Consider the following 19,935-nt stretch of genomic DNA (forward strand, 5'->3'; position numbering starts at 1 on the left):
TACACCAAAAGCACAGCTGGGCCCCGCCCACATTCCGTCCGGTATGACGGCCGGCGGCCAGGACCAGCCACCTGTTACCCAGTCGCTGAAGTCCCATTCGCTGGCCTATATCCACGATGAAACCTCTGGTATCCGGGTGCCCGTCACTGAGATTTCCTTGGCGGACTCGCCAAACGGCGAGGCCAACGGCCCGTTTCGCACCTACCGGACGGCAGGCCCGGGAAGCGACCCCGTCCGTGGCCTCAACCCCTTCCGCGCCGAGTGGATAGCAGCACGTGGGGACACGGAAACCTACGGCGGCAGGGGACGGAACCTGTTCGATGACGGCCGCTCGGCTGTCCGCCGCGGTGCCGCCAGCGTGGAGTGGAAGGGCACGCCGCCGGTGCCCCGCCGCGCCGTCGAAGGCAGGACGGTGACGCAGATGCGCTATGCACGGCAGGGCACCATCACGCCCGAAATGCGTTTCGTGGCGCTGCGGGAGAACTGCGATGTGGAGCTGGTCCGCAGCGAACTGGCTGCCGGCCGCGCCATCATGCCGAACAACATCAACCATCCCGAGTCCGAACCCATGATCATCGGCAAGGCCTTCCTGGTGAAGATCAACGCCAACATCGGCAACTCGGCCGTCACCAGTTCCATCGCGGAAGAAGTGGACAAGCTGCAGTGGGCCGCGCAGTGGGGCGCTGACACCGTCATGGACCTGTCCACCGGTGAAGATATCCACACCACCAGGGAATGGATCATCCGCAACTCGCCGGTTCCGATCGGCACCGTCCCCATTTACCAGGCCCTTGAAAAGGTCAACGGCGAAGCGAACGCGCTGACCTGGGAAATATTCCGCGATACCGTCATAGAGCAGTGCGAACAAGGCGTGGACTACATGACCGTCCACGCCGGAGTCCTGCTCCGGTACGTTCCCCTGACCGCCAACCGGGTGACCGGCATCGTGTCCCGCGGCGGGTCGATCATGGCAGGCTGGTGCCTGGCGCATCACCGCGAAAACTTCCTTTACACGCACTTCGACGAGCTTTGCCAAATCTTCGCCAGGTACGACGTCGCGTTTTCGTTGGGCGACGGCCTGCGGCCCGGCGCGACGGCGGACGCCAACGACGCCGCGCAGTTCGCCGAACTGGACACCCTGGCCGAGCTGACGCAGCGCGCCTGGGAATACGACGTGCAGGTGATGGTGGAGGGCCCCGGCCACATACCGTTCCACCTGGTCCGGGAGAACGCCGAACGCCAGCAGGAGCTGTGCAAGGGGGCGCCCTTCTACACGTTGGGGCCGCTGGTTACCGACGTGGCACCGGGGTACGACCACATCACGTCTGCCATCGGCGCCACGGAGATCGCCCGCTACGGCACCGCCATGTTGTGCTACGTCACTCCCAAGGAACATCTTGGCCTGCCCAACAAGGACGACGTCAAAACAGGGGTGATCACCTACAAGATTGCGGCGCACGCAGCAGACCTCGCCAAGGGCCACCCGGGTGCGCACGAACGCGATGACGCGCTGTCCAAGGCGCGGTTCGAGTTCCGCTGGCGGGACCAGTTCGCGTTGTCCCTCGATCCGGTGACGGCCGAGGCATTCCACGACGAGACCCTTCCTGCGGAACCCGCCAAAACCGCGCACTTCTGCTCCATGTGTGGTCCAAAGTTCTGCTCGATGAGGATCAGCCAGGATATCCGGGACGAATACGGTTCAGCGGAGTCCCAGGCGGCACTTGCAAAGCTGGCGTCCGGCATGCGGGACAAGAGCCAGGAATTCCTGGCCGCCGGCGGCAAGGTCTACCTGCCTGAGCCGCGCGTCTCCGCCGGACGCCCGGGCGCCTAAGAGGCCCGGGCTGACTGGACCCGGCTCACGTCGCTGATGAACGAGCGGATAATGCGGTCCCCTTCGCGGGAGTCCTGGGGCCGGTGTCCTCCCGCCGCCGTGCGGTGCAGGGCGCCGGTTTCCCGCAGGTACCCGGCAATTTCCTCGTAAAGCGGCTCCCATCCCCCGGTCAGGACAAGGGTAGGAACGCCGGGAACAATGTGCAGCGGGGCTTCCCAGGAGGTGGCCTGGAGCCGGAGCCGCCTGGCGGAACGCTTCTCCTCCACCGTGGCCGGGTGTTGCAGGTCCGTGGCGTAGACCCTGCGGACAAACTCGCGCTGGAAATCCTGGTCACTCATCTGGTGCCGGACGTCGAACAGTGGCTGCATAAGACCGATGTGCGCGGCCGTGGCCGGCAGCTCGGCTGTCAGTGACAGGCAGGCCGGCTCCACCAGCGTCAAGGAAAAAACGAGGTCCGGACGTTCGACGGCTGCCATCATGGCTGAGATGGCTCCTTGGGCGTGCGCCACGATATGCCCTCCGGCAGCACCCCTGCCGTCGTCGGCAAGGGACCGCAACACAATGGCCGTGTCCTCCTCGAAGGAGGACTCTACGGGCTCCGCCACCGGATCGTAGCCGTGGCGGCGCAGGAACAGCGCGTCATAGGACAGTGCCATACCGTGCTGGCGCGGCCAGGCCACGGAGCCGAAGCTGCCGGCGCCGTGCACGAACACTACCCTCTGCTTGAACATGACCCAACCCTATTCCACGGCACCGACATCCCCGGGACCGCCCCAACAGACTTGCAGTTAGTGCACCGAAAAGCGCGTTTCAGAGCGTTATGTGCCAGTCAGTTGGGACAGGGGTTACTGGCCCAGGAACTTGTCGAAACCCTTGGGCAGGTTTAGCTGCGAAGGATCGAAGTCGCCTGTTTGCTGGCCGAACGCAGCTCCGGTGGGCAGCGCCTTGGCGGCATTGGCACGGCGGGCCTCAGCATCCTTGCGCTCCTGGGCGGCCTTGGCGGGGTTGCCGGACTTGGCCTTTTTCTTGGGGGCGTTCTTGGCGTTCTTCCGCGCGCCGGCGCCCGCTCCGGGCATTCCCGGCATACCAGGCATGCCCGGCATCCCGCCCTGGGCCATCTTCTTCATCATCTTCTGGGCCTGCGCGAAGCGCTCCAGGAGGCCGTTGACCTCGGAGACGTGCACGCCGGAACCGCGGGCAATGCGGGCCCGCCGGGAGCCGTTGATGATCTTGGGAGCCACACGCTCGTGCGGCGTCATGGACCGGACGATAGCCTCGACGCGGTCAATCTCGCGCTCGTCGAACTGCTCGAGCTGCTGGCGGATGTTCTGCGCGCCCGGCATCATCATGAGCATCTTTTTCATGGAGCCCATGTTGCGGATCTGCTGCATCTGCGCCAGGAAGTCGTCCAGGGTGAAGTCCTCCTGGTCGGCGAACTTCTTCGCCATCCGGGCGGCTTCATCCTTGTCCCAGGACTTCTCGGCCTGCTCAATGAGCGTGAGGACGTCACCCATGTCGAGGATACGCGAGGCCATCCGGTCCGGGTGGAAGAGCTCGAAATCGTCGAGGCCTTCACCGGTGGAAGCAAACATCACGGGCTTGCCGGTGACCGACGCAACCGAAAGCGCGGCACCGCCGCGGGCGTCGCCGTCGAGCTTGGACAGCACGATGCCGGTGAAGTTCACGCCCTCGTCGAAGGCGTGCGCAGTGTTCACGGCGTCCTGGCCGATCATGGCGTCAAGGACGAACAGGACTTCGTTGGGCACGATGGCGCGGCGGATCTGGCGCGCCTGCTCCATCATGTCGGCGTCCACGCCAAGGCGTCCGGCGGTGTCGACAATAACGACGTCGTGCAGCTTTTGCCGGGCTTCCTCAACACCGGCGCGGGCCACCGCCACCGGGTCACCGGCAGGGTGCTCAAGTTCGGATGACGTGGCTCCGGGGTGGGGCGCGAACACAGGCACCTTGGCCCGCTCACCAACCACCTGGAGCTGGGTGACGGCGTTCGGGCGCTGCAGGTCGCAGGCCACCAGCATGGGACTGTGGCCCTGTGCCTTCAACCATTTGGACAACTTGCCGGCAAGGGTGGTCTTACCGGCACCCTGGAGGCCGGCAAGCATGATGATGGTGGGCCCGTTTTTGGCCAGGCGGATGCGGCGGGTCTCTCCGCCGAGGATCTCCACCAGCTCCTCATTGACAATCTTGACGATCTGCTGGCTGGGGTTCAGTGCACCGGAAACTTCGGCACCCAGGGCGCGCTCACGCACCCGGGCCGTGAATTCACGGACAACGGGGACGGCAACGTCCGCGTCCAGGAGGGCGCGGCGGATCTCGCGGACTGTGGCGTCAACATCCGCCTCAGTGAGGCGGCCCTTGCCGCGGAGATTCTTGAAGGTTGCTGTCAACCGGTCAGAGAGTGAATTGAACACGCGCCGTGCACTTCTTTCAGTGGATGATCAGGACTCGACTATCTAGGGTACCAAGTCGGGCCCGCAAGGTGGCATGCTGGCAAAATGACGAGCCAAACAACAGTAAAAACCCTGCTTATCCTCGGCGCTTCCGGCGACCTCACCGGCCGGCTGCTCCTGCCAGGGCTGGCGCGGCTTGTGGCCAAGGGCCGCGCGGCGGGGCTCCGGCTTGTCGGGGCAGGCTCCGATCCCTGGACCCCGGAACAGTGGCGGGAAAGGGTGGGTACGTCCTTTGCGGCATCCGCGCGGTCCGCTGGCCCGGACGGCGTGCGGGCACTGGAGGATTTGGAAAAGGAAACCGTCTACCACCAGCTGGACGTCACGGCGGACGGCGCGCTGGCATCACTGCTCGCCACCCTTGAGGGTCCCACCGCCGTCTACTTCGCACTGCCGCCCCGGATCAGCCAGCTCGCCTGCGAGGCCCTCCGGCCTGAGCAGGTTCCGCCCGGGACGCGGCTGGTCATGGAAAAGCCCTTCGGCTCCAGCGAGGAATCAGCCCGCTCGCTCAACCGGACCCTGGTGCGGCTGGTACCGGAGGACCATATCCACCGGGTTGACCACTTCCTGGGCAAGGCCACCGTGCTGAACATCCTGGGCCTGCGCTTTGCCAACAACTTCCTGGAGCCCGTCTGGAACCGCCAGCACGTGGAGAAAGTGGAGATCATCTTCGACGAGGACCTCGCACTGGAGGGCCGGGCCCGCTACTACGACGGCGCCGGCGCACTCCGGGACATGATCCAGAGCCACCTGCTCCAGATTATGGCCCTGATGGCGATGGAGCCGCCGTCAACCATCAGCGAACGGGACCTGCGCGACGCCGTCTCCACGGTCCTGCGCGCCAGCAGCGTCGGTGCCCCCTACGCGGCTTCAACCAAGAGGGCGCGCTACACGTCCGGGACGGTGGCAGGGAAGGAAGTGCCTGACTACGCCAAGGAGGACGGCGTCGACGCGTCGCGGGGCACAGAGACCCTGGCGCAGATCCAGGTGGGGATCGATAACTGGCGCTGGAAGGGCGTTCCGTTCATCCTGCGCTCGGGCAAAGCAATGGGCGCTAAGCGCAAGGAGGCCGTGGTGACGTTCCGGCCGGTCCCCCACCTTCCCCAGGGCTTCACGGGCGTGGACGCACCCAACCAGCTCCGGATCGGTTTCGGGCCGGACACCCTCCAGTTCGACGTTGACGTGAACGGCCCCGGTGAGATCCTCAGCCTCAGCCGGCTCACCCTCGAAGCGGAACTGAGCGCCTCGGAGCTCCTGCCCTATGGTGAAGTGCTGGAGGGCGTCCTGGCCGGAGACCCGCTGCTCTCCGTCCGCGGCGATACGGCAGAGGACTGCTGGCGGATCGTGGAACCGGTCCTGAAGGCATGGCAACAGGGCACGGTCCCGCTGGAGGAGTACGACGCCGGATCGTCCGGACCCGCCGAATGGTCCGGTACCGCGCGGGCTGAGTAGCGCGGGCGGCCCAGCAGCGGTGGGTCGAAGTGGACAGGACGTCGCAGTCGGCAGGACAAACAGAAGAGCGGGCAGGAAACCTTTTGGTTTCCTGCCCCCTCTTCTGTGACTGAGTTTTCCGGGTAGCGTCCGCCTAGATGGCGGCGACTCCCCGTTCCCCGGTCCGGACCCGCACTGCCTCAAAGACATCCATGGTCCAGACCTTGCCGTCCCCGGCCCGGCCGGTGTTCGAGCTGGCGATGATGACGTCCAGGATGTCGTCGGCCTGCTCGTCGGTTGCCAGGACTTCCACCCGGATCTTCGGCAGGAGGTCCACGTTGTACTCGGCCCCGCGGTACACCTCGGTGTAGCCGCGCTGCCGGCCGTAGCCGCTGGCCGCGCTGACCGTCAGGCCCTGTACGCCGTAGGACTCCAGCCCTTCCCGGATGGCTTCGAGCTTCTCCGGCCTAACGATTGCGGTGATCAGTTTCATGCCCCCACGCTTTCCTTGCCTGTTGCTGATGCGGTCTTCTGGCCTTCCGCCGTGGCTTCGGCGGCCTGAGCGGCCTCCGGCTGCGTTTTGCCCGTAATCATGTCGTGCAGCGGCTGGAAGCTTCCGCCGTGGCCGCCAACACCGAACTCGTAGGCGGTTTCGGCGTGCAGGCTGAGGTCCACACCCACCGTCTCCTGTTCCTGCGAGACCCGGAAGCCCATGGTCTTGTGGATGGCCAGGGCGATGATCGCGGTCAGGATTGCGGAGTAGGCAATGGCGATGCCGGCTGCCGCGAGCTGGGCCCACATCTGGGTCATGCCGCCGCCGTAGAAGAGGCCGCCGCCCACGCCGTCGGTGGGCAGTGCGATGAAGCCGAGGGCCACGGTGCCGATGATGCCGGAGACGAGGTGGACGCCGACGACGTCGAGGGAGTCATCGAATCCCCACCGGAACTTCAGGCCCACTGCCAGGGCGGACGCTACACCGGCTACCACACCGAGGCCGAGGGCGCCGACGGGGCTGACGTTGGCGCAGGCCGGGGTGATGGCCACCAGGCCGGCAACCACACCGGATGCTGCACCCAGTGAAGTGGGGTGTCCGTCGCGGATACGTTCAGTGACAAGCCAGCCGAGCATTGCCGCGGCGGGTGCTGCGAGGGTGTTGACCCAGATGAGGCCGCCCTGTTCCGCGGTGGCGGCGGCGCCGCCGTTGAAGCCGAACCAGCCGAACCACAGCATGGCCGCGCCGAGCATCACGAAGGGGATGTTGTGCGGGCGGTGGTTGGGATCCTTGCCGAAGCCCTTGCGGTTGCCGATGATGAGGACCAGCACCAGTGCGGCCACGCCTGCGTTGATGTGGACCACGGTGCCGCCGGCGAAGTCGATGGCCGGGCCAAGGGCCTGGCCAACAGCGCCTTCGGGACCGAAGAGGCCGCCGCCCCAGACCATGTAGGCCAGGGGGCAGTAGACCAGGGTGACCCAGACGGGGACGAAGACGCTCCAGGCGCCGAACTTTGCCCTGTCCGCGATGGCACCGCTGATCAGTGCAACGGTGATGATGGCGAAGGTGGCAGCGTAGCCAACCTTGATCAGTCCGTCAGGAGTGTCGATGCCTTCGAGGCCGAAGGTGGCGAACGGATTGCCGACGATCTGCAGGAATCCTTCACCGGAGCTCATGGAGGCGCCCCAGAGGACCCAGACAACGCCCACCATGCCGATGGAGATGAAGCTCATCATCATCATGTTCAGTGCGGCCTTGGCGCGGGTCATGCCGCCGTAGAAAAATGCCAGACCCGGCGTCATGAGCAGCACGAGGGCTGCCGACACCATGATCCATACGTGACCTGGGGTAAGTTCCATGGTGCACGTCCTCTCTGGTCGAGTAATGCGGAGTCCTCCGCCTGCCAACGCCTTTTTGCGTCCTGTAACGAGTTTGTCCGCGCCGTGTTTCACCCACGGAGGATTTGGATTTCCGGGCTGTTACAACAACCTCTAGGAAGTAAATGGTGCATATCGTGCTTGTTACGGTTGTGTTTCATCGTTTTCGCCGGACCCCGGCACTCCACAATGCAAGGATTTGCGCACCATGACGGCAGCACCCCGCGGAAGCGGCGCCACTTCAAGGATCCTGGCCCGCTTCCGGCCGCAGCGGGACCGGCTTCCCCGCGACATTAAGGTGATGCTCGCCGCCGCGTTCCTCATTGCTCTGGGATTCGGGCTTGTTGCGCCCGTATTGCCGCAGTTCGCCACGACCTTCGGAGTGGGCAATACGGAGGCGTCCGTTATTGTTGCGATCTTCGCGTTTATGCGGCTTGTGTTTGCCCCCGCGGGCGGAAGCATGATCGGGAAACTCGGAGAACGGCCCGTTTACGTTGCGGGGCTGCTGATCGTGGCCCTGTCCACGGCGGCCTGCGCGTTCGCCCGGGACTACTGGCAACTGCTGCTTTTCCGCGGGCTCGGCGGCGCCGGTTCCGTCATGTTCACCGTAGCCTCCATGGCGCTGGTGATTCGGTTGGCGCCGCCGGAGAGCCGGGGCAGGGTGTCCGGAGCCTACGCCTCGGCGTTCCTGATTGGAAATGTCTGCGGGCCGATTGTGGGCGGGCTGCTGGCAGGGTTCGGCCTCCGGATACCCTTCCTGGCGTACGCAGCAGCCCTGGTGGTGGCCGCCCTGGTGGTCCAGACCCAGCTGAGCCACGAGCGCCGGGGCTCCGCTGAGGCGCAGCAGCGCGACCCGGCCATGAAACTCGGAGAGGCCCTGGCGACGGGAGCGTACCGGGCTGCCCTGGTGTCGAGCTTCGCCAACGGGTGGGCCACCTTCGGCGTACGCATGGCCACGGTACCCCTCTTTGCCGCGGCCGTCTTTGGTGCCGGACCGGAGGCAGCAGGGCTTGCGTTGGCGGTCTTCGCCGCAGGCAACGCTCTGGCGCTGACGTTCTCGGGCCGCCTTGCCGACAGCATGGGACGAAAGCCCATGATGATCTCGGGCCTGCTCGTGGCTGCCGCGTCCACGGCAGGGATCGGCTTCGCCGGCGAACTGGCCTGGTTCCTGGCAGCCTCGGCGCTGGCCGGGGTCGGCTCCGGATTATTCGGACCCGCCCAGCAGGCCGCCGTCGCCGATGTGATCGGCAACGGGCGCTCCGGCGGCAAGGTCCTGGCGGTCTACCAAATGACATCCGACGTCGGCGCCATCGCAGGGCCCGTGCTGGCCGGTGTGCTGGCTGACCGGCTGGGCTATGGCTGGGCGTTCGGAGTTACCGGCGGCATCATGCTGGTTGCCGCCTGCACCTGGTTCGGCACCCGCGAAACCCTTCGCGCCGCCAAGGGCCCGGGCACGGCGGACGGGCGCTAGTTCAGCAGGGCGTCCACAAACGCTTCAGCCTCGAACGGGGCCAGGTCGTCAGCACCCTCACCCAGTCCGATCAGCTTGACCGGAACGCCGAGGGTCTTTTGGATCGCGACGACGATGCCGCCCTTGGCCGTACCGTCCAGCTTCGTCAGGACGATACCCGTGATGTTGACCACCTCAGAGAACACCCGAGCCTGGCTCAGGCCGTTCTGGCCGGTGGTGGCGTCCAGCACCAGGAGGACCTCGTCCACTTCGGCCAGCTTTTCCACCACTCGCTTGACCTTGCCCAGCTCGTCCATGAGCCCCACCTTGTTCTGGAGCCGGCCGGCGGTATCAATCATCACCACGTCGACTTCCTGGTCAATGCCCGCCTTTACAGCCTCGTAGGCCACTGAAGCCGGATCGGCGCCGTGGATGTCCGACTTCACCGTGGGAACGCCCACGCGCTGGCCCCAGGTTGCCAGCTGCTCGGCGGCCGCAGCCCGGAACGTGTCCGCAGCGCCAAGGATGACGTCCTTGTCCTCCGCCACCAGCACGCGTGCGAGTTTGCCAACAGTAGTGGTTTTGCCGACGCCGTTTACGCCTACCACCATCATGACGGCGGGCCTGTCAGCGTGGCGCTGGACATTCAGCGAGCGGTCCATGGTGGGGTCGACGAGCTTGATGAGTTCCTCCCGGAGCAACAGTTTGACCTGCTCGGGAGTCCGGGTGCCCAGCACCTTCACGCGTTCGCGCAGCGCGTCCACGAGCTGCATGGTGGGTTCGGTTCCAAGGTCCGCCAGAAGGAGGGTTTCCTCAACTTCGTCCCAGACGTTCTCGTCGATCCTGTCACTGGAAAGCAGTGCCAGGAGTCCCTTGCCCATAACATTGTTGGAGCGGACCAGCCGTTCGCGAAGGCGGATAAGGCGGCCGGCCACGGGCATCGGCGTCTCCACCGAAATGACTTCCAGCCCCGCAGCATCGTCCGGGACCGTCGTGGTGTCCAGGTCCGCCAGGTCCGCGCCATCCGGGTCGCGAAGGCCGATGCCCGGGGCCGGCCTGTCCTCAACGGCTGTGCTGCCGCCCCGCGGCAGGACAGGATCGTTGGCGTCCCGGGTGCCCGGGTACTGGTTGATGTTCTTCCGCGTCTTGAGCAGGACCGGAATCAGCCCGCCAATAACCGCCAAGGCAGCAACAATGGACAAAATTATGGGGAGGATGTCATTCACTCCCCTAGCTTCTCATAACGCGGCAGGCGTTACGGGCGGCGCTGGGGGCAGCCCGTCCCTGCGCCCGGTTACACCTCGGCGCCCAGGCGTTGGCTGATCACGGTAGAGACGCCGTCGCCCCTCATGGTCACGCCGTAGAGGGCGTCCGCTACTTCCATGGTCCGCTTCTGGTGGGTGATGACGATGAGCTGGCTGGACTCCCGGAGCTCCTCAAAGATGGTGATGAGCCGGCCCAGGTTCGTGTCATCGAGGGCAGCCTCCACTTCATCCATCACGTAGAACGGCGACGGGCGCGCCTTGAATATGGCTACCAGCAGGGCCACGGCAGTCAGCGAGCGCTCACCGCCGGACAGGAGCGAAAGGCGTTTGATTTTCTTGCCGGCAGGGCGCGCCTCGACTTCGATGCCCGTGGTGAGCATGTCCGTCGGGTCGGTCAGCACCAGCCGTCCCTCACCGCCGGGAAACAGCCGGGCAAAGACCCTGACGAATTGTGCCTGCGTATCCTCGAACGCTTCAGTGAACACCCTCTGGACGCGGTCATCCACTTCCTTGATGATGTCCAGCAGGTCCTTCCGGCTTGCCTTGAGGTCCTCCAGCTGGGTGCTGAGGAACTGGTGGCGTTCCTCAAGCGCGGCGAATTCCTCCAGCGCCAGGGGGTTAACCCTGCCCAGGCTGGCGAGATCGCGTTCTGCCTTCCTGAGCCGCTTCTCCTGCTCCTCCCGGACATAGGGCTTCCCCGGGATGATCTCCGCGCCACTGGAGTCCACCGGGGCGCGCAGCGCCGCCCATTTGTCGCCGCATTCTTCAGCAGGGACCGGAACAGGGACTGCCGGCCCGTATTCCGCCACCAGGGCATCCGGGGTGATGCCGAGTTCATCGATGGAGCGGCCCTCCGTGGCTTCAATGCGGGCCAGTTGATGCGTGCGGGCAAGCTCGTCGCGGTGGACGTTGTCCGTGAGTTCTGCGAGTTCCCGCGCCAGGACGTCGGTCGCGGTCCGGATGTGCAGCAGTTCCTTGTCGCGCTGTTCCCGGTTCTCTTCGGCGAGGTCGCGTTCGTGCCGTGCCAGGTCCACGGACACATCCATGTACCGCAGGGCCAGCTCAACAGCGGCCGCTACGGCGGCAGCCCTTTTCGCCTGCGCCCGGCGGCGGCGGGCACGTTCCGCTGCTTCCTCGCGGGCGCGGCGCTCGGTGGCAGCGGCGCGTTCCAGCGACTCCACCCGGTTCCGGGTGGCGGCCAGCTGTTCTTCCGCGCTCCGCAGTGACAGCCGCGCCTCCACCTCTGCGGCCCGGGCTGTCGAGGCAGCCTGGGCGAGTGCATCACGGTGTTCGGTGGAGGGCTCCTGCTCCAGCGGTGCCTCCTGGGCTGCGGCCAGCCGCGCAGTCATGGCAGCGAGCGCTTCCTGCTCCGCCACCACATGTGCTTCTGCCCTTGCGAGCGATGCTGCCAGCCTGTCGCTCTCCCCCACCGCGCTGCGAAGTACGGAGTTAAGGTGTCCCAGCCGTTCCGCCACCGCGGCGAGCCTGGCATCCGATTCATGCAGCCGGTCAAGGGCAGCGTCCGCCCGTTCCTGCGCCTCTGCCCGCCGGGCCTCTGCCCCGGCCAGGGCGAATTTGTTCCGCTCCAGCTCGGCGGTGACGAGTGAAAGCTGGCCCTCGGCGTCGTCCACTGCAGCCTGGACCTCGAGGAGGGACGGCGCCTTCGCGGACCCGCCGGTGGCTGAAACCACGGTGAAAACGTCCCCGGCCCGGGTCACCGCGGTGGTGCCGGGGCGGGCGGCCACCAGCGCGGCGGCCGCCTCGACGTCAGGGACGACGGCGGTGGCGGCCAGCAGGTGCCGGACCGCCGTTGCTGCGCGTCCTGCGTCCTGCACCAGTTCCGCTGCCCAGCGCGCTCCGTCCGGCAGCGTTGCCGCCCCGCCGGACGGGGCACCGCCGGCTCCGGGCCCGGGGGCCGCACCCGCCAGTTCGAGCAGCAACGCCGCCCTCCCGGCGTCGTCATCCTTGAGAAGTTGAATCACGCCGGCTGCAGCCTCGTGGTCCCGTACGAGGACCGCTTCGGACGCTTCGCCCAGGGCGGCGGCGACGGCCGTTTCATAACCCTGTTCCACTGTCAGTTCCCCCGCGAGGGTTCCCAGTACCCCTGCCAGGCCGGCATCGAGGACGTGGCCTGCCCCGTCCTTCCTGTTGAGCCCGAGTTGAAGGGCGTCCCGGCGCGCTGCCAGGGCATCACGCTTCCGGATTCCTTCACTGACGGCGGCTTTAAGGCCCGAGATGTCCTGAAGCACTGCATCGAGTGCCGCGCTGGCAGCCTCATAGTCGGCGTCGAGGGATTCCTCCCCTTCTTCCACTCCTGCCACCTGGTTTTCGAGCGCGGTGAACTCGGACTGGGCGCGGGACCGCCGTTCCGCCCCGGCAGCCTGGGATTCCCGGAGCCGGCCCAATTCAGCCTGCGCGGATTCGACACGTGACCTTGCAGCAGCGACCTGTCCGGCCAGCCGCGCCAGTCCCTCACGCCGGTCAGCGGCTGCCCGCAGCACAGCCGTCAATCGCTTGTCTTCGGCCAGGGCGGCGGCCTCTGCCTCTGCCTTCGCTGCGCTGGAGGACTCCAGGCCGCTGCGCTTATCCAGGATGTGGCGTTCGAGCTCGGCAAGTTCCCCGCGGACCCGCGCGGCCTGCCGCTCCAGCTGTTCGGGATCGCGGCCGGCTGCCGGAGGTTCCGTGGACCCGAGCAGGCGGCTGCGTTCCTGCGCCAGGGTTCCGAGGGAACGGAGCCGTTCACGCGCGGCCGTGAGCCGGTACCAGGTGTCCCTTGCCCCGTTCAGTTTCGGGGTTGCTTCCGCGGCCAACTGCTCCAGGGCAGCCTGCTGCCGGCGCCCCGTTTCCAGTTCCTGTTCGACGGCGATCCGACGGGATTTCAGCGCGGCCTGGTCCGCGACGTCCTGCTCCAGTGCCTCCTGCAGGTGGACGAGGTCGTCTGCAAGAAGCCGTGCCCTGGCATCCCGGACGTCGAACTGCACGCGCTGGGCACGGCGGGCCACCTCGGCCTGTTTGCCCAGCGGGGTCAGCTGGCGCCTGATCTCCCCCGTGAGGTCGGTGAGGCGCTGCAGGTTGGCCTGCATGGCTTCGAGCTTGCGGACTGTCCGTTCCTTACGGCGCCGGTGCTTCAGGATTCCGGCGGCTTCCTCGATGAAGCCCCGGCGGTCCTCGGGGGTGGCGTGGAGGACCCGGTCCAGCTGCCCCTGGCCCACAATGACGTGCATCTCCCGGCCCAGGCCCGAGTCGGACAGCAGTTCCTGGATGTCCAGCAGCCTGCAGCCGGCACCGTTAATGGCGTATTCGGAACCGCCTGCCCGGAAGAGTGTCCGGGAAATGGTCACTTCGCTGTACTCGATGGGCAGGGCACCGTCAGCGTTGTCTATGGTCAGCGAGACGTGTGCGCGCCCGAGTGGTGCCCTGCCGGACGTTCCGGCAAAGATGACGTCCTCCATCTTGCCGCCGCGCAGGGTTTTGGCGCCCTGTTCCCCCATGACCCAGGCCAGCGCGTCCACCACGTTGGACTTGCCGGAGCCGTTGGGGCCTACTACGGCGGTAACGCCGGGTTCGAAGTTGAAGGTGGTGGCGGACGCAAACGACTTGAACCCCCGGACGGTCAGGCTTTTGAGGTGCAAGGCTTTTGGATCTCCTGGATGGCTGGGACGGATGCTTCCCTGCACCAAATCTACTGCGTCGCGTGCCAAAGGCCCGGATTGAAGGCGGGGTTGCCCGGCCGGCAGGCCCTGCAAGGCCTGGACCGCCGCGGATTGCTTACCAGCGCCCGTTCCGGGGACGGGGCTGGCACACAGGACAGGTGTGCGAGGAACGGTTCATGAACTGCTCCCGGCGGATGGACGCGTGGATCCCCGCTGCGGCACACCGCCGGCACGGCTGGCCTTCCCTCCCGTAGGCGTTAAGGGACCGGTCGAAGTACCCTGAGGCACCGTTGACATTCACATACAGGGAATCGAAGCTGGTTCCGCCCGCGGCCAGCGCATCGAGCATAACCTCACGCGCGCTGCCCAATACCCTTTCCGCTTCGGCGCGGCGCAGGGTGTCAGTGGGCCGGGCGTAATGAAGGCGGGCGCGCCATAACGCCTCATCGGCGTAGATATTTCCGATGCCGGACACCAGGCCCTGGTCCAGCAGGGCACGCTTCAGTCCTGTTTTGCGTTTGCGGAGTCGGCGATAAAAAAGGTCAAAGGAAAAGGCCGGATCCAGGGGGTCCCGTGCAATGTGCGCCGCCTCCTCAGCAATCAGCGGAAGGGGCGACTCGGCGAGGCCGCCCGGGCCGCCGTCGTCCGTTGGAACCATAGCGGTGACGAACAGGCCGCCAAAGATCCGCTGGTCCACGAACCGCAACTGCTCGGGCATGCCTTCGCGCGGGCTCAGCCGGATCCGTACCTTGAGGTGTTTCTCGTCCGGGACATCGCGGTCCTGCATCAGTAGCTGGCCGCTCATCCCCAGGTGCGCCATCAGCGCCACCTGCGGGCTACCGGCCGGACCGGCTGCGGCAGGCGCGTCCGGGCCCGCGGGCGCATCAAGCAGCGGCATCCAGAGGAACTTACCCCGCCGCACAACGTCGGCAACCGCTGCGCCTTCGAGGTTTCCGACGAAATCTTCGGTTCCCAAGGCGTGACGGCGGATCGAACGCTGGTCGAGGACTTCCACACGTTCGATGGTCCTGCCGCGGACCCAGCTGACCAGGCCGCGGCGGACCACCTCAACCTCGGGAAGTTCAGGCACGTCGGCTACTTGGCGGCTACGGAACCGGCAGACTTGCCCGCCGGCGAGGAACCGGCATCGCCGGTAAGGGTCCGCCAGGCGTCGGCAGCAGCTTCCTGCTCCGCTTCCTTTTTCGAGTGACCAGTGCCTTTGCCATAGGCCTTGCCGCCAATGTGCAGGGCAGCGGCAAAGACCCGTGCGTGGTCAGGCCCGGAGCCCTCCACCGCGTAGTGGATGGTGCCGAGCTGCCGGCTGGCGGCGAGTTCCTGGATGCTGGTTTTCCAGTCGGTACCGGCACCCAAAGCGGCGGCATCCTTCAGCAGGGGCCCGATCAGGCGCATCACCAGCTGGCGGGCCGTCTCGATGTCGTTGGACACGTAAGTGGCACCGATGAGCGCCTCCATGGTGTCCGCCAGAATGGAGGCCTTGTTTTTGCCCTCCGTGAGCTTTTCGCCCTGCCCAAGGTAGATGTAGTCGCCAATGCCGAGGCTGCGTCCGATGCCCGCGAGGGCACGGGTGCTGACCACGGCGGAACGCCGCTTCGCAAGGTCGCCCTCGGGAAGGTCCGGGTTGTCCCGGTACAAAGCGTCCGTCACGGAGAACCCAAGGATGGAGTCGCCCAGGAATTCGAGCCGCTCATTCGTGGGGATGCCGCCGTTTTCGTAGGCGTAGGAACGGTGTGTGAGCGCAAGACGAAGCGTCCCGGCGTCAATAGAGACACCGAGACGCTTCAAAAGCTCTTCAGTTGAAGACATCATGTCAGCCGAAGGGGCCGATTAGACGTCCGCGACCTTGCGGCCCTTGTACTCAAGGAACAGCGCGGTGCCGGCCGAGTCGGTGACAACCTTTGCCTGGTGCGGCAGGCTGTAAGTAACCTGGCCGTTCTCCACGGTCTTCACCAGGTGGGGGGCGGTCGCCTTCCACTGCGAGCGGCGGGCGCGGGTATTCGAGCGAGACATTTTCCGCTTGGGAACAGCCACGGCTAACTCATTTCTCTCTAGACAAACACGTACAAATCAATTTTGCCGGTCAGGCTTAGCCATATCAGCTAGGGCAGCCCAGCGAGGATCCAAGACCTCGTGGTGGTGCCCCGGCTCGTCTTCCAGGCGAACTCCGCATTCGGAGCAAAGGCCCTGGCAGTCTTCCCGGCACACCGGCTGGAACGGCAGATTGGTGACAACCGCGTCCCGCAACACCGGTTCAAGATCGATTACATCGTGCTCGACTCGACGTTGCTCTTCATCATCTTCTTCGTCCGAAAGCTCGACGCCCTCATAGAAGAAAAGTTCCTGCACATTGACCTCAAGGTCATACGCAAGGGGATCCAGGCATCGCCCGCATTCACCGGTTACCCCGGCAAGTGCGGTTCCTGATACCAGAATTCCTTCGTGTACGGCCTCAAGCCTCAGATCCAGCTCGATATCCGAGCCTTCCTGAACACCAATGAGTGCCACACCAAGATCACTCGGTGCGGGTACATGTTCCGTCAGTGTCCGCATGCTTCCCGGACTGCGTCCGAGGTCCTTGACGTCGAACGCCAGGGGCGAACCAGCATCTCGTTTGATGAGAACTCCTGTTGAACATATGACCGACGTACCATCTTAGCCTGAAGAGCCACAGGGACTCAAACCAGGCAGCCGGCGGCGCCGAAGTACCGGACTAGCCTACCCTCTTGGCGGCTGTTCCTGCGCCGACTCGCCCGCGAGCATCCTCCGGTGCACGGACCTGGGAACGTATTCGGAGACATTGCCGCCCAGGCCCGCGACTTCCTTGATCAGGGTGGAGGACAGGTGAATGTAGTGGGCCTCGGCCGGCAGGAACACTGTTTCCACGCCGCTCAGCTGCCGGTTCATGGTGGCCATGGGAAGCTCGTAGTCGAAATCCGAAGACGACCGGAGGCCCTTGACTATTGCCGAGACGCCCCGCTGGCGGCAATACTCGGCGAGGAGTCCTTCCCCCACGGGTTCCACCACAATGCCCTTGAGTGAGGCCAGGGTTTCCCGCGCCATGTCCAGCCGCTCCTCCAAGGTGAACCTGTATTTCTTGGCCGGGTTGGTGGAGACCGCAACAATGACTTCGTCAAAGAGGCCCGCAGCCCTGGCAATAACCTCAAGATGACCATTGTGGATGGGGTCAAAGGATCCGGGGCAGACTGCTCTTCTCATGCTCCGAACCTACCCCACGAAATGGCCGGGATACCATGACTGGATGCATCCACGACGGGAAGTTTGCACCCCCACGGCCCCTGCCCCCTGGCAGCGGACCGCGCTCGGAGCCAACCTCCTGGGGCGCGACGGCGGGCTGGGAATCACAATCTTCGAAGAAATGACCACCCTGGCAGTCCAGACCGGCGCCATCAACCTGGGCCAGGGCTTTCCAGACGAGGACGGACCGCTGGAGATACGCGAAGCCGCCCGCGCGGCCATCGCCTCCGGGGCGAACCAGTACGCGCCGGGCAAAGGCGTCCTGGAGCTGCGCGAAGCAGTGGCTGCGCACCAGCAAAGGTTCTACGGACTCTCCCCCGACCCGCAGACCGAGGTGATCGTCACTACTGGGGCCACCGAGGGCATCGCCGCCTCCCTGCTGGCGTTTACCGGACCCGGCGACGAGGTGCTGACCTTTGAACCGTTCTACGACTCGTACGGCGCAGTCATCGGCCTTTCCGGCGCCACCCACGTGACGGCTCCCCTGCTGGCCCCGGACTTCATGCCTGACCTCGCCGCCCTGGAGTCGGCTTTCAACGAGCGGACCCGGGTGGTACTGCTGAACAACCCGCACAACCCCACCGGCGCCGTCTTTCCGCGCACGGTCCTGCAGCGCGTCGTCGACCTGGCCCGAAAGCATGACTGCCTGATCGTCACTGACGAGGTGTACGAACACCTCACCTTCGGCGACCGCCACGTGCCCGTAGCATCCCTGCCGGGCGCCGGCGAGCGGACCATCACCATTTCCTCGGCCGGAAAGACCTTCTCCCTGACCGGTTGGAAGATTGGCTGGCTCACCGGTCCGGAGGAACTCGTGTCCCCGGTGCGCACCGTCAAGCAGTTCCTCACCTACAGTTCGGGCACGCCGTTCCAGTCGGCCATTGCTACGGGCCTCGGCCTGCCGGATGCTTTTTACAAAGATATTGCCGACACCCTGAAGCACAAGCGGGACATCCTCAGCGAAGGCCTCCGCACAGCGGGTTTCGACGTTTTCACCCCGCAGGGAACCTACTTCATCAACGTGGACACGGCACCGCTGGGCATTCATGACTCTGTGGACCTGGCACGCAAGCTCCCTGGCCTGGTTGGCGTTGCCGCCATCCCGGTCCCTGTTTTCTGCCATCCCGAAGGAGCTGCAAGGACGCGCAGCCTCCTCCGGTTTGCGTTCTGCAAAAAGACCGAGGTTCTGGAGGAAGCCGCCGCCCGGCTCGCTACCCTCAGCGGCCGGCTTTGATGCGGGCAGGCAGCGATGGGCGGGCGGAACGGTTCCTTCGCACCACCGGGCAACACGCAACCATCGAACCGGACGCCTTCACCGACGGCAGCTACGTACTCAGCATTGGCGGCGCGGAGCAGTCCCATGTGAACCTTTCACGGCCGGACGAGATCTTCTACGAGTATCTGCGGCGGATCGGCCATCTGGTGGATTTGGCCGCCCCTGCAGGAATGCCCGTGGCGGCACTGCATCTGGGGGCAGGCGCGCTGACTCTGGCCCGCTATATCCAGGCGACCCGCCCGGGGTCGGTCCAGCACGCGGTGGAGCTGGAACGTGAACTGCTGGATTTCGTCCTGCGCCAGCTGCCCCTCCAGGAGGGGACGGACCTGCACGCCATTGTCGGGGATGCCCGCGGCGCCCTCGCTGAACTCGAACCTGGACTCCGGTTCGACGTCGTCATCCTGGACATCTTTTCCGGCCCGGAAGCACCGGCACACCTTGCCTGCACCGAGTTCTACAGCGAGGTGCGGGAACGGCTCACCCCCCGTGGGCTGCTGATCGTCAATGTGGGCGACGAGCCGGGGCTCACCCTGGTCCGCAGCCAGGTGGCAGCGATGCGGCGGGCGATGGTGGACGTGGCCGCGTTTGCCGAAGCAGGAATGTTTGAAGGCCGCTACCCGGGCAACATTATCCTCACCGGCACTCAGACGCCGTGGCCTGAAGGCTGGTCCGCGGAATTAGTGTCCCGCGGCCCGCATCCCGCTAAGGTCCTGGCCGGTGTGGACCTGGACACACTGGCGCCCTAGTCCTGATCGACTGCGTCTTTGTCGACCTCGTCCGGGTCGACCCTGTCTCTATCGACCTCATCCGGGTCGATGGCATCCGGCACAAACGGCTCTGCGAACCACAGCCGGGTCTCCCCGTATTTCTTCTCCGCAAACCGCGCCAGGCCACCGGGCCAGCCCGGTTCAGGTGAGCGGGACGACCGTTCAACCACCACCACAGCCGCCGGCGAAAGATGGGCGGAAAGTTTTTCGAGCATCGCCGACAACGCGGTCTCGTCCAGATGATAGGGCGGGTCCGCGAACACCAAATCCCAGGTTTCCGTGTCGGCGGTGCGCTCCAGGAAAGGCTCGACTTTTGAGCGGTGGACCGTCACGGTTTTGCGGCCCAGGACACCATTGATGAGGTCGGCATTTCGCTGGCAGACGGCACTCGCCTTGGCATCGAACTCCACCAGGTCCACTGTCTGCGCGCCCCTGCTGCCGCTCTCGACACCCAGCGAGCCCGAACCGGCGTACAGGTCCAGCACCCGGGCCCCGCTGATGACGTCAAAGGCGTCCAGCCGCGAGAACAGCGCCTCCTTGACCCGGTCGGTGGTGGGCCTTGTCAGGGAACCCGGTACCGACTGCAGGGGCGTACCGCCCGCGGCTCCAGCAACGATCCGGCTCATCGGGCGCCCGCGCTTCGGCCACCACACAA

General features: G+C 65.7%; 17 protein-coding genes. 5 read left to right on the top strand and 12 right to left on the bottom strand.

All coding sequences use genetic code 11. The features are described 5' to 3' along the window. The first annotated feature begins 43 nt into the window (after positions 1-43). Positions 44-1,831, top strand: coding sequence for a phosphomethylpyrimidine synthase ThiC (thiC, locus tag AC50X7_RS16920; protein ID WP_494980112.1), 1,788 nt, complete (start codon positions 44-46; stop codon positions 1,829-1,831). On the opposite strand, the gene AC50X7_RS16925 is transcribed toward thiC, so the two are convergent. After that, positions 1,828-2,562: an alpha/beta fold hydrolase gene (locus AC50X7_RS16925; RefSeq protein ID WP_494980074.1), complete on the bottom strand. Its 735-nt coding sequence runs from the start codon at positions 2,560-2,562 to the stop codon at positions 1,828-1,830. The genes thiC and AC50X7_RS16925 overlap by 4 nt on opposite strands. A 114-nt stretch (positions 2,563-2,676) precedes the next feature. Then, a complete protein-coding gene (ffh, locus tag AC50X7_RS16930; RefSeq protein ID WP_494980075.1) occupies positions 2,677-4,260 on the bottom strand; it encodes a signal recognition particle protein in 1,584 nt (527 codons plus the stop codon). A gap of 84 nt (positions 4,261-4,344) precedes the next feature. Between ffh and AC50X7_RS16935 the strand changes: the two genes are divergently transcribed. Further along, positions 4,345-5,748 (top strand): glucose-6-phosphate dehydrogenase, encoded by a 1,404-nt coding sequence (locus AC50X7_RS16935; RefSeq protein WP_494980076.1) that lies wholly within the window; start codon positions 4,345-4,347, stop codon positions 5,746-5,748. Positions 5,749-5,881: 133 nt separating this feature from the next. On the opposite strand, the gene AC50X7_RS16940 is transcribed toward AC50X7_RS16935, so the two are convergent. Together AC50X7_RS16940 and AC50X7_RS16945 are read right to left on the bottom strand one after the other, a co-directional pair. After that, entirely contained in the window at positions 5,882-6,220 is a 339-nt protein-coding gene (locus AC50X7_RS16940) for a P-II family nitrogen regulator (protein WP_050687078.1), read from the bottom strand. Next, positions 6,217-7,578, bottom strand: a complete 1,362-nt coding sequence (locus AC50X7_RS16945) for an ammonium transporter (protein WP_307094687.1) — start codon at positions 7,576-7,578, stop codon at positions 6,217-6,219. Before AC50X7_RS16945 ends, AC50X7_RS16940 begins: the two co-directional genes overlap by 4 nt. A gap of 226 nt (positions 7,579-7,804) precedes the next feature. Here AC50X7_RS16945 and AC50X7_RS16950 point away from each other — a divergent pair, with 226 nt between their 5' ends. After that, a complete protein-coding gene (locus AC50X7_RS16950) occupies positions 7,805-9,067 on the top strand; it encodes an MFS transporter (protein WP_494980077.1) in 1,263 nt (420 codons plus the stop codon). Here AC50X7_RS16950 and ftsY read toward each other — a convergent pair. From ftsY to coaD, 7 genes are all read right to left on the bottom strand, one after another. Further along, positions 9,064-10,272 (bottom strand): signal recognition particle-docking protein FtsY, encoded by a 1,209-nt coding sequence (gene ftsY / locus AC50X7_RS16955; protein WP_494980078.1) that lies wholly within the window; start codon positions 10,270-10,272, stop codon positions 9,064-9,066. The genes AC50X7_RS16950 and ftsY overlap by 4 nt on opposite strands. 68 nt (positions 10,273-10,340) lie before the next feature. After that, the gene (smc, locus tag AC50X7_RS16960) at positions 10,341-13,943 is read right to left on the bottom strand and encodes a chromosome segregation protein SMC (protein WP_494980079.1); all 3,603 of its coding nucleotides are present in this window, start codon (positions 13,941-13,943) and stop codon (positions 10,341-10,343) included. Positions 13,944-14,079: 136 nt separating this feature from the next. After that, the gene (gene mutM / locus AC50X7_RS16965) at positions 14,080-15,054 is read right to left on the bottom strand and encodes a bifunctional DNA-formamidopyrimidine glycosylase/DNA-(apurinic or apyrimidinic site) lyase (protein ID WP_494980080.1); all 975 of its coding nucleotides are present in this window, start codon (positions 15,052-15,054) and stop codon (positions 14,080-14,082) included. Positions 15,055-15,059: 5 nt separating this feature from the next. Then, positions 15,060-15,788 (bottom strand): ribonuclease III, encoded by a 729-nt coding sequence (rnc, locus tag AC50X7_RS16970; protein ID WP_494980081.1) that lies wholly within the window; start codon positions 15,786-15,788, stop codon positions 15,060-15,062. A gap of 21 nt (positions 15,789-15,809) precedes the next feature. Further along, the gene (gene rpmF / locus AC50X7_RS16975; RefSeq protein ID WP_009356569.1) at positions 15,810-16,013 is read right to left on the bottom strand and encodes a 50S ribosomal protein L32; all 204 of its coding nucleotides are present in this window, start codon (positions 16,011-16,013) and stop codon (positions 15,810-15,812) included. Positions 16,014-16,049: 36 nt separating this feature from the next. Then, complete coding sequence (locus tag AC50X7_RS16980; protein ID WP_307097822.1) at positions 16,050-16,574, bottom strand: YceD family protein; 525 nt, start codon at positions 16,572-16,574, stop codon at positions 16,050-16,052. Between the two features lie 123 nt (positions 16,575-16,697). Beyond that, positions 16,698-17,198: a pantetheine-phosphate adenylyltransferase gene (gene coaD / locus AC50X7_RS16985; protein ID WP_307094683.1), complete on the bottom strand. Its 501-nt coding sequence runs from the start codon at positions 17,196-17,198 to the stop codon at positions 16,698-16,700. 43 nt (positions 17,199-17,241) lie between these two features. Here coaD and AC50X7_RS16990 point away from each other — a divergent pair, with 43 nt between their 5' ends. Together AC50X7_RS16990 and AC50X7_RS16995 are read left to right on the top strand one after the other, a co-directional pair. Beyond that, a complete protein-coding gene (locus AC50X7_RS16990; RefSeq protein WP_494980082.1) occupies positions 17,242-18,471 on the top strand; it encodes an aminotransferase class I/II-fold pyridoxal phosphate-dependent enzyme in 1,230 nt (409 codons plus the stop codon). Next, positions 18,471-19,259 carry a spermidine synthase gene (locus tag AC50X7_RS16995; RefSeq protein WP_494980083.1) on the top strand — a complete coding sequence of 263 codons (789 nt, stop codon included), beginning with the start codon at positions 18,471-18,473 and terminating at the stop codon, positions 19,257-19,259. The genes AC50X7_RS16990 and AC50X7_RS16995 overlap by 1 nt, the downstream gene beginning before the upstream one ends. Here the strand turns inward: AC50X7_RS16995 and rsmD are convergent. Next, positions 19,256-19,906, bottom strand: a complete 651-nt coding sequence (gene rsmD / locus AC50X7_RS17000) for a 16S rRNA (guanine(966)-N(2))-methyltransferase RsmD (RefSeq protein WP_494980084.1) — start codon at positions 19,904-19,906, stop codon at positions 19,256-19,258. The two genes, AC50X7_RS16995 and rsmD, sit on opposite strands and share 4 nt — an antisense overlap. Positions 19,907-19,935 lie beyond the last annotated feature (29 nt).

Source organism: Pseudarthrobacter sp. Hb11, from assembly GCF_059383655.1.

What these genes read in the sequence shown, in the direction of transcription:
- thiC (WP_494980112.1), top strand. Translation starts at nt 44, where the DNA reads ATGACGGCCGGCGGCCAGGACCAGCCACCTGTTACCCAGTCGCTGAAG.
- AC50X7_RS16925 (WP_494980074.1), bottom strand. Translation starts at nt 2,562, where the DNA reads ATGTTCAAGCAGAGGGTAGTGTTCGTGCACGGCGCCGGCAGCTTCGGC.
- AC50X7_RS16935 (WP_494980076.1), top strand. Translation starts at nt 4,345, where the DNA reads ATGACGAGCCAAACAACAGTAAAAACCCTGCTTATCCTCGGCGCTTCC.
- AC50X7_RS16940 (WP_050687078.1), bottom strand. Translation starts at nt 6,220, where the DNA reads ATGAAACTGATCACCGCAATCGTTAGGCCGGAGAAGCTCGAAGCCATC.
- AC50X7_RS16945 (WP_307094687.1), bottom strand. Translation starts at nt 7,578, where the DNA reads ATGGAACTTACCCCAGGTCACGTATGGATCATGGTGTCGGCAGCCCTC.
- AC50X7_RS16950 (WP_494980077.1), top strand. Translation starts at nt 7,805, where the DNA reads ATGACGGCAGCACCCCGCGGAAGCGGCGCCACTTCAAGGATCCTGGCC.
- rnc (WP_494980081.1), bottom strand. Translation starts at nt 15,788, where the DNA reads ATGTCTTCAACTGAAGAGCTTTTGAAGCGTCTCGGTGTCTCTATTGAC.
- coaD (WP_307094683.1), bottom strand. Translation starts at nt 17,198, where the DNA reads ATGAGAAGAGCAGTCTGCCCCGGATCCTTTGACCCCATCCACAATGGT.
- AC50X7_RS16990 (WP_494980082.1), top strand. Translation starts at nt 17,242, where the DNA reads ATGCATCCACGACGGGAAGTTTGCACCCCCACGGCCCCTGCCCCCTGG.
- AC50X7_RS16995 (WP_494980083.1), top strand. Translation starts at nt 18,471, where the DNA reads ATGCGGGCAGGCAGCGATGGGCGGGCGGAACGGTTCCTTCGCACCACC.
- rsmD (WP_494980084.1), bottom strand. Translation starts at nt 19,906, where the DNA reads ATGAGCCGGATCGTTGCTGGAGCCGCGGGCGGTACGCCCCTGCAGTCG.